Here is a 17,808-nt window from a genome sequence, read left to right as displayed (position 1 = left end):
TGTACGGGATTTTTTGTGCTTAGTTTGCAGAGAAAGCGGTGACTCGCATATCACCCGTTTCATCAAAGCGTTGATGCCAAGAGAGTGCCTCTTCGAGTATATGCGGAGTTTGACCGCCACGCTCGCAGGCACGCTCAAAGTAGCTAGACAGTTCTGCTTGGTAGTCTGGGTGCACGCAGTTTTTAATAATCAATTCAGCCCGCTCAGTGGGCGCTAAACCGCGCAAATCGGCTAAACCTTGGTCGGTGACTAAAACGTCTACATCATGCTCACAATGATCTACATGCGACACCATAGGGACCACCCGACTAATGGCATTGCCCTTAGCCAAAGACTTCGTCACGAAAATAGAAAGATGTGCATTACGCGCAAAATCACCTGAGCCACCAATGCCATTCATCATTCTCGTGCCGCTCACATGCGTGGAGTTTACATTACCGTAAATATCAAATTCTAAGGCGGTATTAATGGCAATAATCCCTAAACGGCGTACTAATTCTGGGTGATTACTGATCTCTTGGGGGCGTAACACCACTTTATCTCTGAAGCTATCTAAATTCTTAAAGAAGTACTCCATCATGGGAGCGGTAACTGTAATGGAAGAGGCCGAAGCAAACCGTAATTGCCCAGACTCTAACAGATGAAAAGCGCTGTCTTGTAGCACTTCTGAATACATGCTTAGATCTTTAAAATTCGATTCTAATAAACCTTGAGTGACGGCATTAGCAATACTGCCAATACCGACTTGTAAAGGTAACAGTGAATGACTTAAGCGCCCTAAAGCCACTTCATTTTCTAAAAACTCTACAATGTGTTGGGCAATGGCTTTAGTTTCTGCATCCGGGGGCGTCACCGCAGAAGGGCTATCTAAGGTGTCAGTTAACACAATGGCAGCAATGCGCTGCGGATCAACGGCAATCGCTTGACTGCCTATGCGTTGATCTACCTCGGTAAGGGGTATAGGCTGACGCCCAGGGCGCACTTCGGGTAAATATACATCATGAAACCCCTCTAATTCAGCCGGCATAGCGGTATTGAGCTCAATAATGACTTTTTTAGCTTGCTGCACAAAGCTGGCCGAGTTGCCAACGGAAGTACTGGGTACAATATAGCCTTCTTCTGTGATGGCCACCGCTTCAATGACGGCTACATCAATAGGGTAACCGGGTTCAGCGCGTAAATTTTCTGCCATTTGTGAAAGGTGTTGGTCAAAAAATTTTAGTTTGCCGTTATTAATATTGCGACGCATATCGGCATCGACTTGGAAAGGAGCGCGTCTAGCAATCACGCCGGAATTGGCCATAAGGCCATCGCTATCATTGCCTAAGGAGGCGCCAGTAAATAAGGTGAGGTTCAAGGGGCCTTGAGTAGCAGACTTTGCCGCTAAAGCAATAGGGATGGCTTTGCTGTCCCCTGCTCGAGTGAAACCACTCATGCCAATGATCATATTGGGCTCAATGAATTGCACTGCCTCTTCAGCGGGCATCACTTTAAGGTGTAAGTCAGAATGACGAATGCGTTGTTGCCACATAATTGCTCCTTGTTTTCTCTTAATACTGTATTGATGTATTTATGTAGTAATTTTTGTACTTTTCTTCTTCTATGATTTCAGCATATCATTGAGAATATGAATTAAATATATAATTATTATGCTCAAATGGAATGGCAATGATTAATGTTACGGCCTTGGAATACTTCGTGGAAACCGTGCGATTAAGCAGTTTTACTGCAGCTGCACAATATTTAGGAGTGAGTCAGTCTACCGTCAGTAAAATGGTGAAAAGCCTAGAGACAGATCTAGGAGAAACCTTGATTGTGCGTAGTGGTAAACCCTTGCTTTTAAGCGATGCGGGTCGTGTGCTTTATGCTAAGGGCGGTGAGGTTTTAGAGGCATTACGGCGTCTAGAACAAGAGGTGCATGCCGTGCAAGCCTTAAAGAAGGGGTATTTAAAGATCGGCATTCCCCCTATGGTTAACTTGCTTTTTACAGAGGTAGTTAAAGATTTCAGAGAGCGTTATCCCAGCATTCTTTTAGAAATATCGGAGCCACCCGGCCCGGCCATTGAGCAGCTGGTAGCTAAAAATGAATTAGATCTGGGTTTTAGTATTGCGCCCGTAGATCAGCGTTTAGCGCTAAGCCATGAAATCGTAGCCAGTTACGCCGTTTATGCCATTGCTACGCCTAAGTTGCTGCCGTGCAGCAAAGGGCCTTTAAGTCTACATTCCATAGCTAAAAAGCCCCTTTTATTATTGAATGATGACTTCGGATTAACTCGTCTTTTGCGTCAAAGATTTACAACAGCGCAGTTAAACCCCTCTATTTATGCACAAAGCAGCCAATGGGATTGGGTCATCTCCATGGCACAGGCTGGTTTAGGCGTGGCATTATTACCCGAGCCGTTTTGTACCCGCCTGCCCTCTGATCTGGTTTATAAGGTCATAGAGGAGCCCCTGCCGTTACGTTGGGAGGTGGCTTTGCTATGGAATGGTCGTTACTTGTCGCAAGCGGCTAGGGCATGGCTAGACAGTTGCCAAGCGCATATGGAAGGGGATTGGTTACATGAAGCCATGGAGCGTCTGTAGTTCAGCACAAAAAACCCTCCGAAGAGGGTTTAGATTGGGATTGTAGTTAAGAGAAGATAAAGAGAAGATAAAGTCGTTAAAACGAGTAACCAGACTTAGTCATTCGAAGCCCCTCTATAACGCTTATATTCTAAGACGTTCCAAGTGCGCTTTTTCAACCCATCAGGGCATAAAGAGATGGGGATTTCTTCCAGTAGCTGATAGGCCACTGCGAGTTCACGTTCCACTTCAGCGCGATCTTGATACATAAACTCATCCGACGCCGTATCCGGTGCCTGCGCGAGCTTTTCTTTTAAATCGCTAATCAAGCGCTCTTGCTGAGCACGTAGTGCCATACGGGCGTCTTCTTGCCAGGTGGGCTGAAGATTACGGTTGTGATCCAGCAAGGAGCAGTATTCGGTGTACACATCCGCATAAATATTGGTGGCATGTGAACGCGCGTCTAGGGTGGCGGCTTCTAAGTCACTAACGTTGAGAGTTTCTTCCTTGAGCGGAAAGCCACGTGTGGCTCCACCTAAACGGTTGTATTTCATGTAATAGGGGTACATACTACGAATCACCTTACCCACTGGAAGTGTGGCCTCGTGGTTCTCATCCACACCTTTAGGCTGAATGCCTTGAATACCGGCCAACGCTGACTCAGGACGCACCACCTCTTTAGGTGGCAAAATACCATGACGCAACATTTCACGAATACCCGTGCCGGAAATGTTTAGGCGGAAACGCTCATCGTGCGAGCAGGTTTGGGTGGTGGCGTGGCAAGCGCAGCGTGAGCAGTAAAACACCTCATGGAAAAGACGAATATCAATGCCTAGCTCTTCTGGCGTGAACTGATTAAAAATACTGTGGCTGGCGTATTTATCGTAGAAATCTCCAATACCTGCATGATCACGGCCAATTAGTGCATGCGTACAGCCGTAGTTCTTCATGATCAATGCATGCAATACCGTTTCACGCGGACCGGCAAAAATATACGTCACCCGTAATGGCGATAATATCGCACGCTCTTTAGGATAATACGTATCTAGTACGTTTTGGTAGGCCAGCATACGATGCTCATGGCGCACGTATTCGCGCTTGGCCATCTCTACCAAAGGTTGTAGAAAGAGGCCGTCAATTTCCTCAAGTGCATTACGGTGAATATATTCATGACCACGATGTAAAGGGTTAGCTCCGGTAATAAAACCCGCTACGGAATTAAATTTTTGTTTCTCATAGAAAAGGTGCCAGGTGTCTTTAGGCTCACGGCGTAGTTTTTCAAACGGCCCCCAGTCTACGCGGTTTAATAAGTGCAGCGTACCGCCCAGAGAAGTATCCCCCATACGACGATGAATAGAATCTACACCAGGGTGATTATGATCAGTAGTGCCGAATAAGTTTTTAGCACGGTGATCTTTATCGTAAGCAAAAATATCTTCAATATCTAAAATAGCTACCGGTTCGTTATTGGAATCGGTAAGGGCGATTTGATCACCCACCTTTAACCCTTTGATGACTTCGGCATTACGTTGGCCTGTGGGGGCAAAGCTAAGTGGCACTGGCCACACCACGTTATTCGCTAAGCGCCCTTTTTCTAGTACTGAAAGGTAGTCTTTTTCATTCATAAACCCTTTATTGGGTGATAGCACACCTGTTGCGATCATCTCAATGGTGATGACGGCTTCTAGATCGACGCGAATAGAAGGTAATTCACGCGCACGGGCAATTTCTGCTTCGCGCAGGTGCTCAGGCACCACTTGGTTTGTTAGCGTGCCGCCGTGGGGCTGCTGAGGGTAATTATCAAAATTTAGTTTGGTTGGCTCCATGTTTCCTCCGTTTGTTCGGTCTTTAATGAGCGCATATAAGCGTTTGTAATAATGGTGACCTTGATTAGTTAGTTCTAATATACCTATAAAAAAGGCCTAATGTCAGTAGGCTAGACCAAAGTAGGAGATCACTATGCTGCCTGTGTGGGTAGTTTTGGCATCTTTTTTATATGCTGCTATTTTATTTGCTATTGCCTGGGTAGGAGATAGGCACCCGTTGTATACGCAGCGTCCTTGGTTACGGCCTACGGTCTATAGCATGGCGCTAGCCGTGTATTGTTCCTCATGGACGTTTTATGGGGCGGTGGGTTCAGCCGTGCGCTATGGCTGGGGTTATTTACCTATTTACTTAGGGCCCTTTTTGATGTTGATGTTTGGTTGGCGCTTAATTGAGCGTTTGGCTTTAATTGCGCAGTCACAAAACACGGTGTCTATTGCAGATTTTATGGCCAGCCGCTATGGGCGTTCGCAGCGTTTAGCAGGCCTAGTGGCACTAATTGCGGTGATTGCTGGCGTGCCCTATCTTGCATTGCAATATAAAGCCGTCACCCTCAGTTTGATGGTGTTAACCGGTAAAGATATACAAGCCACCATCTTGGGCGATCCGGCCTTATATGTGGCCATTGCCATGGCGGTTTTTTCGGTTTTGTTTGGTACACGCCAAATTGATGCCACTGAGCACAGGCCTGGTCTCATGCTGGCCGTGGCCTTTGAGTCTTTAGTGAAATTGCTGGCTTTGGTGGCGGTAGGGGTGTTTGCTTTAATTTGGTCTAGCAGAAATCAATTAGATGTGTACGGTGCAGTGCAAACCTTAGTGCAAAACTCCTCACCCGTGGGCTTTGTAGGGCAAACCTTATTAGCTTTTACCGCTATTATTTGCTTACCTAGGCAGTTTCATGTGGCCATCATCGAGTGTGGTGATATCAGTGATATACGCCGTGCACGTTGGATTTTTGGCTTTTATTTACTCATTGTTAGTTTGATGGTGTTACCCATTGCGGCCGTGGGCGTCCATCTTTTTGGGGCTAGTGGAGCCGTAGCTGCAGATAGCTTTGTGTTGGCACTGCCTTTATCACAAAACAAAATCACCTTGGCTTTAGCCGCTTATATAGGAGGCTTTTCAGCCGCCACTGGCATGGTGATTGTAACCAGTGTGGCCTTATCTACGATGGTGAGTAACGATCTGATTATGCCTTTACTTTTACGGCGTGGTTGGGCGCAAAAAACACAGGGCGATATCTCCGCCACCGTGCTTTGGGTACGTCGATTAGCCATTTTTGTGGTGGCAGCCGCAGCGTATGGGTATTACATGAGCAGTGGCGGAGATACCGCTTTATCGGCGTATGGATTAATTACTTTTGCTGCGGTCGCACAATTTGCTCCAGGCTTGATTGGGGGCTTGTATTGGCAAGGGGCCAGCCGCCAAGGGGTGGAGGCGGGTTTAGTGTTGGGCTTTAGTGTATGGGCGTATACGCTGCTTTTACCCACCTTAGCGCAATCGGGGTGGTTTGGTTCAACGTGGTTAGAGCACGGCTTGTGGGGTATGCATTGGTTAAGTCCACATCAGTTATTTGGTTTGAGTGGTTGGGATTCATTAACGCACGGTACGTTTTGGTCTTTGTTATTTAATATCACCGCTTTTTTGTTGGTGTCTTTGCGCCATAAACCCAGTTTGGGGGCACGTTTACAAGCTGAGCCTTTTCTCTATCCCTATGCGCAGCAGCGTAAAACCTTAACCCCTAGCCAGGGTTATGGAAATTTGTTAGTTATGGATTTAATGGCCCTAGCGGGGCGTATTGTGGGGGAGAAAAAGGCGGAATGGGCTTTTGAGAATCAAGCGCAATCCTTAGATTTGCAATTAGGTGCCGACTTACAAGCGGATGGTGAATGGATACAGTTTACTGAGCTGTTATTAGCAGCGGCCGTGGGTGCGGCCTCAGCCCGTTTATTATTAACCAGTGCATTACGCGGTTCGGGTATGGAAGTGGCGGCCATTGTGTCTTTGTTAGATGAGGCCGGTCAGGAGTTGCGTTTTAAGCGTGATATTTTATTAGCTACCTTAGAAAACCTGGATCAAGGCGTGAGTGTGGTGGATGCTGATATGTGTTTAGTGGCATGGAATCAGCGTTATCAGCAGCTTTTTGATTATCCGGCTGGAATGTTGTATGTGGGGCGGCCCGTGGCGGATTTAATACGTTTTAATGCTAAACGCGGCAAAATTGAACATAGAAATAATCAAGACATAGAAAAAGCCATCGCTAGACGCATTGCTTTTATGCATGCTGGCACCTCCCATGTGTTTCAACGTACCTTAAATAATAAACAGGTGATTGAATTGCGCGGTAGGCCTTTGCCGGGCGGGGGCTATGTGACCAGTTATTCTGATGTGACCGAATATAAACGCGTAGAGCGTGAATTACTAGAAATCAATGAGAACCTAGAGCAACGCGTGGCAGAGCGCACCCAAGAAGCGGAGTTAGCCCAGCAGTCGCGCACGCATTTTTTAACGGCCGTGAGTCATGATGTGTTGCAGCCTATTAATGCAGCTCGGCTATTTGCTTCTGCTTTATATGACAGCAACGAGCCTAAAGAGATGCATCACTTAGCCGAGCGGGTGGATGCCTCCTTGCGTGCCGCGGAAGAGTTGTTAGATGGGCTCTTAGATATTTCCCAATTAGATGCGGGGGCGTTAAAGCCTGAAATTACGGTGTTTAATGCTCAGGACTTTTTACAAGAGCTGATAGATCAATACACCCCTACTGCACAGCGTAGGGGATTAATTTTACGCTTACATATGCGCTCGGTTTATGTGCGCAGCGATCAACGGTTACTGCGTAGGGTATTACAAAATTTTATTGCGAATGCCCTGCGTTATACGCGTCAAGGGCGCATTATTGTTGCTGGCCGAGTACGCGCAGATAAGGTGGTTTTTCAAGTGTGGGATAGTGGCCAAGGTATTCCACCCCATCACTTAGCGCAAATCTATGCCGAATTTCACCGCTATGAACAAAGTTTTGATTGGGGCGAGCGTGGTATGGGTATTGGCTTATCTATTTGTCAGCGTATAGCGACTTTATTAGGGCATCCTTTATGGGCAGAGTCTAAGGTAGGGCATGGCAGTATGTTTAGCATAGAAGTGCCCTTAGCAGTGAAGCCTAGCGCTGTGAATACAGAGGTTAAAGCGGTAGAAAATGCAACGTCTAAGCAGCAGGCGAATCAGGCTTTAGCGGGTTTACGTGTGTTGTGCTTAGATAATGATGTGGAAATACTGATGGGTATGGAGGCGCTGCTAGGGCAGTGGGGGGTGGAGGTAATTAAAGCCACTACCATTGATGATGCCTTAATGCTCATGAAGCATAATCCACACGTTTTATTAGTGGATTACCATTTGCATGACCGTTTAGATGGTTTGGATAGTTTAGATGCCCTACGCGAAAATGCCCGCCATTTACATGGGGCACTATTAACAGCCGATGGCAGTGAGGAGCTAAAACAAAAGGCGCGTCAACGCGGCTATTTAGTGTTAACAAAACCCGTCAGACCCGCCTCTTTACGCTCCTTTTTAGCAGCACAAAAACGGGATTGATTCTTAATAATTATTATTTTCTGGAGCGGATTTGTCGTGTAGGAGGAGTTGGTTGGCAATTAATACGGCTTGAGTACGATTAGTAGCACCCAGTTTACGCAAGATGGCCGTCATGTGCGTTTTAACGGTGGCTTCAGAAACATCCAGCTCATAGGCTATTTGTTTATTAAGCTGCCCCGTGCTTACCATTTGTAATACCCGAAATTGCTGAGGCGTTAAGTCGCGTAGTAGGTTGGCTGCTTGTTTTTCTTCCGGGCTAATAGGGGGGATGGCGGCTGCACTTTCTGGAATCCAAGTATTACCCAGTAAGATTTCTTGTAAAGCGGTACTCAGAGTTTTACTATCTACCGATTTTGGAATAAAGCCCATGGCACCATGATCTATAGCGCGCCGCATCAGCACAGGGTCTTCGTGCGCGGAGACGATCACTATAGGTAATAAGGGGTGTTGGGCACGTAGGTGTACTAAAGCACTATAGCCCGCGGCGCCGGGCATAGTTAAATCTAAAAGTAATAAGTCGGCATTCGGTCTGTCTTCAACCAGTAAATATAACGAACTAATATTGTCTGTTTCATAGATGGCAGTACTTGGGTATAGCCTAGCTATCAGCCCCCGTAGCGCCTCCCGAAAAAGAGGATGGTCATCTGCAATAAGTAATTCGTTTAGACTCATAATTTATAGTATGCCACAAAACAAAAAAGGAGCCGAAGCTCCCTTTTTGCGTTTGAGGTATATAAACGGTTTAGTGGGCTGAAGCTTGGCTAGCGCCTAAACCCGTTTGACTACGTACAGTGAGTGCATCAAAAGCCAGTTTTTCACGCACTGAGTCTGCACTGTTATCTGTGATAGAAAAGAACCAGATAGCAACAAAAGCCAACGGAATAGAGAGAATACCGGGGTTAGGGAAGGGGGTAATGGGCTCAGCAAAGCCAAATACGTCTACCCAAACCGTGGTACTCAACATAACCCAAATGGTGGCCGTAATTAACCCTAGGAAACCACCTATTGCAGCACCACGCGTTGTACAGCCACGCCATGCAATGGATAACACTAACACAGGGAAATTAGAGCTGGCCGCAATGGCAAAAGCTAAGCCCACCATAAAGGCCACGTTTTGGTTTTCAAATACAATCCCGAGAATAATAGATAAAATACCTAAAAACACCGTGGAAAGGCGAGAGATACGCATTTGGTTATGCTCAGTGGCTTCGCCTTTGGCAATCACGTTAGCGTAAATATCGTGGGAGATGGCTGCGGCGCCCGCTAAGGCTAAACCGGCCACTACTGCCACAATGGTGGCAAAGGTCACCGCTGCTAAGAAGCCCAGGAGTAATTCACCACCTACCGCGTTAGCTAAGTGCACCGCTACCATGTTCGTGCCGCCAATCAGGCTTTTGATCATGTCAAAGTTGCCGTTGGCATCGGTGATGTAGTATTCGGGGTGTTGCACTAAGAGGTAAATCGCCCCAAAACCAATAATAAAGGTCAGTATGTAGAAGTAACCAATGAAGCTGCTGGCCCAAATTACCGATTTACGGGCTTCTTTAGCGCTGGAGACGGTGAAGAAGCGCATGAGAATGTGCGGTAAGCCGGCGGTACCTAGTGCCAGGGCTAAACCTAAAGATAGGGCATTAAGTGGATTACCACTGACGGAGGAGCCTGGCGCTAAAATAGAGCGGCCATCCGGGTGGACCTCCACGGCTTTAGTGAGCATGTCATCGATGTTAAATCTAAATGCTAATAAGACCAAAAACACCATGAGCGTGGCGCCAAATAGCATGAGGACCGCTTTAATGATTTGCACCCACGTGGTGGCCGTCATGCCACCAAAGGCCACATAGATCATCATCAGAGAGCCCACAATGACCACGGCGAGTTTATAATCAATGCCAAACAGCAGCACAATCAGCTTACCCGCACCTACCATTTGTGCAATTAAGTAGAGTGCAATAATGAGTAAGGAGGCACTGGCGGCCAGTAGGCGCATGGGGGTTTGTTTGAGACGAAAAGAGGTGACGTCTGCAAAGTTATAGCGCCCTAGGTTACGTAGGCGCTCAGCAATCAAGAACATCACCGTGGGCCAGCCAAACATGAAACCAATGGCGTAAATCATGCCGTCAAAGCCACTGACGTACACCATGCCGGCAATCCCCAAGAAGGAAGCCGCCGAGAGATAATCCCCCGCGATGGCTAAGCCGTTTTGGAAACCCGTAATGCCACCCCCTGCGGTGTAGAAGTCCGAAGTGGTTTGCGTTTTACGCGCTGCCCACCAGGTAATCACCATGGTACCCGCAATAAACACCAAGAACATCACAATCGCCGAAGCATTCGCTTGCCCCTCAGCCGCCTGCGCGATGGAGGTGCTTGCCCCAAATAAAGACAGAGTTAATAGCCACTTTTTCATAGTTTTAACTCCTCAATAATGTCTTTTAATAAGGGGTCGAAAATCTTATTAGAAATATAAACGTAAGCTGATACCAGCACACTGGCACTTACTAAAACAAGCGTAGCGGTGAGTACCCCTATACTCATGGTTAAATTACCTATGGGCCGTCCGAAGAGTTCGGGGTCGAAGGCGAGGGTGAGGATAAAGCCGGCATAAATAACGATGGTGATCGCAAAAAACGTTAAGCTAATACGGGTTCGTTTGCGTAGTAGCTCTTGGTATTTAGGATTGCGAGTCACCTCGGCGATTAAATCGCGAGATTCACTCATGATTGTCTCCTTAGTTGATTTTTATTTATCTTTCGGCGTTTTGTGGATACGCTCTATGGAGACAATATACGTTTACTTCCCTTTTTCTAATAGACGACTTTGGTCGTAGGGGTTAGTCATAGACGTAAAAAAACACCCGGTTTTAAGTGGGTGTTTTTGCTGTTTTTGAAGCATAAAAACCCCCGCGGGGGCGGGGGTATGGGACCTATTTTGTGATAGGTGGTTTGATAGAGAGGTCAGAGTTAGACAATATCAAGAGCTGCGGCGCTAAGATAACCAGGATTAAAAGAGGTTACGCCGGTTAGTTCAATTGTGATTTTGTTGATGGAATCACCATCACCATTAACACCAACGGTTAGAGTGCCATCACCCTCTTTTTGGACGAAGTAGTATTGACCAATAGTTTTGATGTCATCAACACTACTAATACTATCAGTATTAAAACTGAAGTTACCATCAGTAGTAATAAGCTGACTTAGGTTAATCGTGTTAGAGCCTGTGCTGAAGTCGGTGATGGTATTTTCACCCTCAGTGCTGGTAAAGACAAAGGTGTCATCGCCCTCGCCACCAGTTAGCGTGTTTGTGCCTGCGCCTACGATGATGGTGTCATTGCCTTGAGAGCCTATGACTGTATCGTCACCGGCGCCGGTGTTGATGGTTATGTTTTTATCTGCGCTTACGCTTGATAAGTCAATTACATCATTACCAGAGCCGGTGAGTATTTCTGCATCCTCGGCAAGAGCTAGACCTACTTCACTACCCGCACCAGTCTTACCACCAAACGTAATATTACCTTTGGCTTCGCTAGCATCAAACTCGGATAGCTTTGAAAACTTACGCTGTAAAAAGCTGAGATTACCCTCTTCAACACCCTGAACTATTATTTTTTTCACATCATCACTGACAGCAATTACACCGTCATTTTTATCGGTAATATTAATGTTAACAGTGTCGAAGTTTTGTGCAGCACCGGCTTTGTAATAACTGCCTTCAGCATTGTCTTTTAGGGCTAGGTTTAACTCTTTACCTAAACTTTCACCGGTAAGGCTAATGCCCGCAAGACCAGCTTTTTTATTGTTTACTGTAATTTGTGCTTGTACATTCGAAATACCAAAAACGGTACCTTCCGCCGCATTTTTATATTCGATACCTACGCCGCGAGTGTTGTACTTCTCATTACCGTCTAAATTCTTAGCATCTTCAAAAGATAGGCCAACAAAATTAGTCCAAACTTCGTCTATATCTTTATCTTCGTTAAGATCTATGACTTTGCGTTTTTGATCGTTAAATACTTTATCTTTATTTTCAGCTGAATTATCTACGAAAGCACCTAGCTCTGTACCTGAAAAAATAAGTTCAGATTTATTGCCACCACTAGAATCACCACCCGAACCCACCGGCGGTGTTGGTGCTACAGGCTTCGCCGGTTCAATAAAATCAGGTAGCTCTGTTCCTGCAGGGACTTTTACGCCAGCGGGGATGACGAGTTTTTCGCCGTCAACGGGTTTGAAATCGGTGGGGATGGGGAGGTCGGTGGGGGCTTTCCAGCCGGCGGCGGGTTTGAAGGTGGGGATGAAGGGGGAGACGTCGGCTACGCGAGCGGCTACGGTAGTGAGGTCACCGGAGGCGACGGCTTCTTGGTAGACGGGGTCATTAGCGAAAGCACCTAGGTTTACACCATTACCTAAATCGCGCGGCTCAGCTAAACCATAAGACATCAAATGATCAAACGCACTCACCTCACCCGCAGCAACTGCAGCCGCCACATCCGGGTTAGAACTGAGGTAATCACCCAAATTAATGGTAGGATGAATAGCACGCGCCTCATTGAAACCGTAGGCGGCAAAGTGATCAAACGCACTCACACCAGAACCTTCCAAGGCGGTGGCAATATCGGGGTTTTGAGCTAAGTAGAAAACTGGATCAAATACTGTGAATAAATGTTAAATATCGTAATTTTTGTAACAGCATAATTACGATACCGTTAATTCAGACTGTAATCAAATGTATATGTAACTTAGTTGACGTAATGAGACACAGAACATGAAAAACATAACAAATAGTGATGATTTTGCCCTGCGGGTACGGCAACGCCGCTTAGAATTAAAACGCAGCCAAGCTCAATTGGCCGCCCAAGTGGGAGTCAGTCGACAATGGATCATAGACATAGAAAAAGGCAAACCCCGAGCAGAGTTGGCTTTAGCCTTAAAATTACTACAGGCATTAGACCTACAATTACAGCTGGAAGCAGTTGAGTCGATTGAGTCGGTCGGAGGGCTTTCAACAGCAAAAACTCAAGAGGATAAAGCCACGGGCGAAGCTAAAATACAAGAATTAGCCAAGGCCTTTGATTTTTTATAGGGCATTCCCTAAGTGTGAAAGCAAAATAAATCAGGCACAATGGTTACATGCTGGTGAGGAGACATAGCCCAACTAATAGGGCACACGCCATAAAGGCATATTGCAGTAACTCTAATTACAATAAAACCCAAAAAAGCCAATCTATTTATTTAGATTGGCTTTTTTGCATTCGACTTTCAGTTTTTTTAGGCGGTGTTAGAAAACACATTCAAAATAAAAACACCAGCAATAATAAGGCCTATACCTATAAGAGCGGCTAAATCTAAATGCTGTTTAAACGCTACCACGCCAATTAAAGAAATGGCCACAATACCCACCCCAGACCACACCGCATACGCCACCCCTACCGGTATAGAGCGTAAAGACAACGACAAACAATAAAAAGCAATGCCATAGCCCAATATAGTAATGAGAGAAGGCCAGAGGCGTGTAAAACCGGCGGCGCTTTTTAATGCTGTAGTAGCAATAATCTCGGCAAAAATCGCAATAGATAAATAAAGCCAGCTTAGGGTCATAGACGCAACAACACTTTAACCGCGCCAGCGCCGCCCTCACGCGGCGGGCAATCGGTGTAGGCGAGCACAAAATCCAGCTGGCATAACCAACGCCGCACCGCCGTAGGCAATACTGGGCCGCTATCTTTAGAGCCATAACCCACCCCATGCACAATACGCACACATTTATAGCCTTCCGCCAAACAGTGTTGTAAAAAGTACTCTAAGCGTAAACGTGCTTTTTCTAAGGTGGCGCCGTGCAGATCGATGCTGGCCATAACACCCCAGCGGTCTTTTTTTAGATTGCGTAATACATCCGTACCACACAGCGGATTGAGGTACTCAGCGCGCGGGCCTTCGCTGTAATCGGCACTGTAATAGTCAGAAATGCCCTGTAAAGCAGGCAGCCGGTTCTGGCCTACAGCGTGCTGTTGTTTACGTTGAAACTGCTCTTTTTGGGCCTTAGCTTGCCTAGGAGGCAGTGTGGCATGAGGATGCCGCAGGCTATTTCTACCGTTTTTTAAGGGTTGAACATCTTGCATAGCCGCTAAAAAGAGCGCTTTATCTGAAGGGGGGCTGGGTTTTTTAGGCGCAGCAGGGCGCACTGCAGGCTTAACAGCGGCCTGCAGTTGTTTTTTTAGCTGAGCTTTGCTGAATTTATGAGTTTTCACTCTCTAACCAACGCTGAGCGTCTAAAGCAGCCATACAACCGGTACCGGCGCTCGTGATTGCTTGACGGTAAATGGTATCTTGTACATCACCTGCTGCAAATACACCGGGTACCGATGTCATGGTAGCCATCCCCTCAAGGCCACTTTTTGTGATAATGTAGCCATCTTTCATCTCTAATTGGCCTTCAAAGAGCTCAGTATTAGGATGATGACCAATCGCAATGAACACACCGGTGACGTCCATGTCTTCGGTGGTGTTGTCTTGATTGTTGCGTATGCGTGCGCCGGTTACACCCGAGGCATCACCTAAGACTTCTTCTAACTCACTGAACAGTTTTAGCTTGATATTGCCATTTTCTACGCTATCCATGAGTTTGTCGGTTAAGATCGGCTCTGAACGGAAGGTGTCACGACGGTGTACTAATGTTACGGTTTTACAGATGTTAGACAGGTACAATGCCTCTTCAACCGCTGTATTACCACCGCCCACTACAATCACGTCTTGGTTTTTATAGAAGAAACCATCGCAGGTGGCACAACCGGATACCCCTCTACCAAGAAATTCTTGCTCGGAGGGTAAACCCAGATACATGGCGGAAGCACCTGTGCATATAATCAGTGCATTGCACGTGTAAGTGGTGCCACCGTCGCCTTTAAGGGTGTAGGGGCGTTGAGAGAAGTCTACCGATACAATCTGATCAAAGATCAGCTCGGTCTCGAAGCGCTCGGCGTGGGCTTTAAAACGCTCCATGAGCGCCGGGCCTTGTACGCCATCGGCGTCAGCTGGCCAGTTATCTACATCCGTAGTGGTGGTTAGCTGGCCACCTTGCTCCATACCTGTAATTAATACCGGGTTTAAGTTGGCGCGGGCAGCATAAATAGCTGCTGTATAGCCAGCTGGCCCTGAACCAAGGATTAAAACGTTAGCGTGTTTACTCGTAGTCATAATATTATTTCTCTAAAATCAATGATCAGCCAATTATAATGAATCATGGCTAGAATACCTGCAACCTCAAATCGATCCGCAAAAAACGTCCGTAATGGCCCATCTATATGGCAACAACGGTTGTCTACACTCGTGCGCGAGGCGCGATGGGTGGTGTTTTTTCTTTTAGCTGCCTGGTTAACTTTGGTGCTATTTACATGGAATAGTTCCGATCCAGGCTGGTCACAATCAGCCGATACGCATATTATTCATAACCAAGGCGGCCGCATTGGCGCCTATGTGGCGAATATTTTGTATTTTGCGTTTGGCTATAGCACGTGGCTGCTAGTGGCCTTGTTGTTTTATCATTTAGCACGTGGCTTTTTTCATATTACGTCCATTATAGTGCCTAGTATGAAAATACAAGAACCCTTGCCTCGTGTACCGTGGGAGTTAGGCATTGGTTTTAGCTTGCTGTTTATGGGGTGTATAGGCTTTGAAGCCCTACAGTTGCTTTATGGAACCCATTTACCGGCAGGCCCAGGTGGGCAAGTGGGCTTTTTGCTATCTACGCTGCTAGTTACTTATTTAGGCATGGCCGGGGCGGTTATTATACTGCTCTTAGCCATGGCAGTAGGAGCGAGCTGGTTTTTTGCCTTTTCGTGGCTTAATGTGGCAGAAAAAATAGGGGAATGGGTTGAGACGCTTTTCTTTTATTTGCTTAGCCTTAAAGCCAAGCTGGATGATCGTAAAGCGGGGCGTGCTAGTATTGCGCAGCGCTCAGAAAGTGTGGCCATTAAACAAGTGCAGCGTCAGCAAGCGCCTGAACGCACAGAACCTTCTTTAGGAGGGGGCAATACCTTTGCGCATACGCAAGCGGCATCGTTGCTCAATACGGCAGAGCAGGCATCTACTGAAGAGCCACCTATTATTACGGTAGCACGCCAATATAAAAACCCCATATTTGATGAGCCTACACCTGCCGCAGCGCCTGATACGACTCCGTGGGTGAACGCTGAACCGGAGTTTGAGGCTGAAGCTAAGATTGAAGTTGAAACTGAAACTGAAGCTGCTACGGATGCAGAAGCCTTATCCACCCATGCCATACAAACCCAAACCCAAGCTACGGTAAAAAAGGCCGCCAAGGCACCTACTACGGTTGGGTTACCTACCCTAGATTTACTTGAGCAGGCCGAAGAGTTGGGAGAACCCATTTCTGCTGAAACCCTAGAGTTCACCTCCAGACTGATTGAGAAAAAACTCAGTGACTTTGGCGTCAATGTGACTGTAGAAGAGGCGTTATCCGGGCCGGTTATCACCCGTTATGAAATAGAACCCGCCACCGGGGTAAAAGGCAATCAGATTGTTAATCTCTCCAAAGATTTGGCGCGTTCTTTAAGTTTGGTGGATATTCGCGTAGTAGAAACCATACCGGGTAAAAATCTCATGGGCTTAGAGTTGCCTAATCCCAAACGCCAAATGGTGCGTTTAGAAGAAATCATTGGCTCGGTGGATTTTGTGGACGCCAAATCCCTATTAACGGTGGCCTTAGGTAAAGATATCGCCGGTGAGGCGGTGGTGGCGGATTTAGCTCGTATGCCGCATTTATTAGTAGCAGGTACCACGGGTTCAGGGAAGTCTGTGGGGATTAACGCTATGATTTTATCGTTGCTCTATAAGGCCACGCCTGATGAGGTGCGTTTAATACTCATTGACCCTAAAATGCTAGAAATGAGTGTGTATGAAGACATCCCCCATTTATTAGCCCCCGTGGTCACTGATATGCGCGAGGCCGCCAATGCATTGACGTGGTGCGTGAATGAAATGGAGCGCCGCTATAAACTCATGAGTAAAATGGGAGTGCGTAATCTGGCCGGTTTTAATAGCAAAATCGATGAGGCCGTGGCGAAGGGGGAAAACATTCCCAATCCTTTTTCACTTACACCCGATGCACCTGAGCCTTTAGAGCGACTGCCTTTTATCGTGGTTATCATTGATGAATTAGCCGATTTAATGATGGTGGCTGGCAAGAAAATTGAAGAGTTGATTGCACGCTTAGCCCAAAAAGCCCGCGCGGCAGGCATACATTTAGTGCTAGCTACACAGCGCCCCAGTGTGGATGTGATCACCGGCCTTATTAAGGCCAATATTCCCACGCGTATTTCTTTTCAAGTGTCCTCACGCGTTGATTCGCGCACTATATTAGACCAAATGGGGGCCGAAACCTTATTAGGGCAAGGCGATATGCTTTACTTGCCACCTGGCACTTCCGTGCCTATACGAGTGCATGGCGCTTTTGTGGATGACGATGAAGTACACCGAGTGGTGGATTTCCTTAAAGCCCAAGGTGAACCAGACTATATTGAAGGCATCTTAGAAGGGGGCACACCGGGTGAAACCGGTGAAGGGTTAAATCCCGTGACGGGCATGGCCGATACCGAATCGGATCCTTTATATGATAAGGCCGTAGCACTGGTGTTGGAATCACAACGCTCATCAGCCTCATGGGTACAGCGCAATTTATCCGTGGGCTATAACCGGGCGGCTCGTTTAGTGGAAGAGATGGAACGCAATGGTATTTTATCGCCCATGGGCAGTAATGGCAGAAGAGAGATTTTAGTTCCCCAAAACACCGGTGCCGATGAATAGCCCGTTATTACATGAGGAA

The 17,808-nt window shown here is 46.8% G+C and carries 13 protein-coding genes; 4 read left to right on the top strand and 9 right to left on the bottom strand.

The features are described 5' to 3' along the window. Positions 1 to 19: 19 nt before the first annotated feature. Entirely contained in the window at positions 20 to 1,531 is a 1,512-nt protein-coding gene (scpC, locus tag AC2UZJ_RS02350) for a succinyl-CoA:acetate CoA-transferase ScpC (RefSeq protein WP_486948505.1), read from the bottom strand. Between the two features lie 137 nt (positions 1,532 to 1,668). On the opposite strand from scpC, the gene AC2UZJ_RS02345 reads away from it, so the two are divergent. Next, positions 1,669 to 2,583, top strand: a complete 915-nt coding sequence (locus tag AC2UZJ_RS02345) for a LysR substrate-binding domain-containing protein (protein WP_486948504.1) — start codon at positions 1,669 to 1,671, stop codon at positions 2,581 to 2,583. Between the two features lie 95 nt (positions 2,584 to 2,678). On the opposite strand, the gene AC2UZJ_RS02340 is transcribed toward AC2UZJ_RS02345, so the two are convergent. Further along, positions 2,679 to 4,388, bottom strand: coding sequence for a sulfate adenylyltransferase (locus AC2UZJ_RS02340; protein ID WP_486948503.1), 1,710 nt, complete (start codon positions 4,386 to 4,388; stop codon positions 2,679 to 2,681). Between the two features lie 133 nt (positions 4,389 to 4,521). On the opposite strand from AC2UZJ_RS02340, the gene AC2UZJ_RS02335 reads away from it, so the two are divergent. Next, entirely contained in the window at positions 4,522 to 7,974 is a 3,453-nt protein-coding gene (locus tag AC2UZJ_RS02335; protein ID WP_486948502.1) for a hybrid sensor histidine kinase/response regulator, read from the top strand. A 3-nt stretch (positions 7,975 to 7,977) separates the two neighbouring features. On the opposite strand, the gene AC2UZJ_RS02330 is transcribed toward AC2UZJ_RS02335, so the two are convergent. From AC2UZJ_RS02330 to AC2UZJ_RS02315, 4 genes are all read right to left on the bottom strand, one after another. Next, positions 7,978 to 8,646 (bottom strand): response regulator transcription factor, encoded by a 669-nt coding sequence (locus tag AC2UZJ_RS02330; protein WP_486948501.1) that lies wholly within the window; start codon positions 8,644 to 8,646, stop codon positions 7,978 to 7,980. A 70-nt stretch (positions 8,647 to 8,716) separates the two neighbouring features. Beyond that, positions 8,717 to 10,378, bottom strand: coding sequence for a cation/acetate symporter ActP (gene actP / locus AC2UZJ_RS02325; protein WP_486948500.1), 1,662 nt, complete (start codon positions 10,376 to 10,378; stop codon positions 8,717 to 8,719). Next, a complete protein-coding gene (locus AC2UZJ_RS02320; RefSeq protein ID WP_486948499.1) occupies positions 10,375 to 10,689 on the bottom strand; it encodes a DUF485 domain-containing protein in 315 nt (104 codons plus the stop codon). The genes actP and AC2UZJ_RS02320 overlap by 4 nt, the downstream gene beginning before the upstream one ends. Positions 10,690 to 10,931: 242 nt before the next feature. Continuing rightward, positions 10,932 to 12,554, bottom strand: coding sequence for a calcium-binding protein (locus AC2UZJ_RS02315; protein ID WP_486948498.1), 1,623 nt, complete (start codon positions 12,552 to 12,554; stop codon positions 10,932 to 10,934). Positions 12,555 to 12,732: 178 nt separating this feature from the next. Between AC2UZJ_RS02315 and AC2UZJ_RS02310 the strand changes: the two genes are divergently transcribed. After that, positions 12,733 to 13,050: a helix-turn-helix domain-containing protein gene (locus AC2UZJ_RS02310; protein WP_486948497.1), complete on the top strand. Its 318-nt coding sequence runs from the start codon at positions 12,733 to 12,735 to the stop codon at positions 13,048 to 13,050. A 185-nt stretch (positions 13,051 to 13,235) separates the two neighbouring features. On the opposite strand, the gene AC2UZJ_RS02305 is transcribed toward AC2UZJ_RS02310, so the two are convergent. The 3 genes from AC2UZJ_RS02305 to trxB are packed head-to-tail and all read right to left on the bottom strand — an operon-like array spanning position 13,236 to position 15,161. Continuing rightward, entirely contained in the window at positions 13,236 to 13,565 is a 330-nt protein-coding gene (locus AC2UZJ_RS02305) for a DMT family transporter (RefSeq protein ID WP_486948496.1), read from the bottom strand. Next, complete coding sequence (locus AC2UZJ_RS02300; protein WP_486948495.1) at positions 13,562 to 14,215, bottom strand: Smr/MutS family protein; 654 nt, start codon at positions 14,213 to 14,215, stop codon at positions 13,562 to 13,564. Before AC2UZJ_RS02300 ends, AC2UZJ_RS02305 begins: the two co-directional genes overlap by 4 nt. Beyond that, the gene (gene trxB, locus AC2UZJ_RS02295; protein WP_486948494.1) at positions 14,202 to 15,161 is read right to left on the bottom strand and encodes a thioredoxin-disulfide reductase; all 960 of its coding nucleotides are present in this window, start codon (positions 15,159 to 15,161) and stop codon (positions 14,202 to 14,204) included. The genes AC2UZJ_RS02300 and trxB overlap by 14 nt, the downstream gene beginning before the upstream one ends. A gap of 45 nt (positions 15,162 to 15,206) precedes the next feature. On the opposite strand from trxB, the gene AC2UZJ_RS02290 reads away from it, so the two are divergent. Next, on the top strand, positions 15,207 to 17,789 hold the full coding sequence (locus AC2UZJ_RS02290) for a DNA translocase FtsK (RefSeq protein WP_486948493.1): 2,583 nt from the start codon (positions 15,207 to 15,209) through the stop codon (positions 17,787 to 17,789). The last annotated feature ends 19 nt before the right edge of the window (positions 17,790 to 17,808 follow it).

The sequence above is a fragment of the Paenalcaligenes sp. DL 309 genome (genome assembly GCF_057475285.1).
The sequence above is the reverse complement of the archived record's forward strand: the minus strand, read 5'-3'. Positions and strand labels throughout refer to the sequence as shown.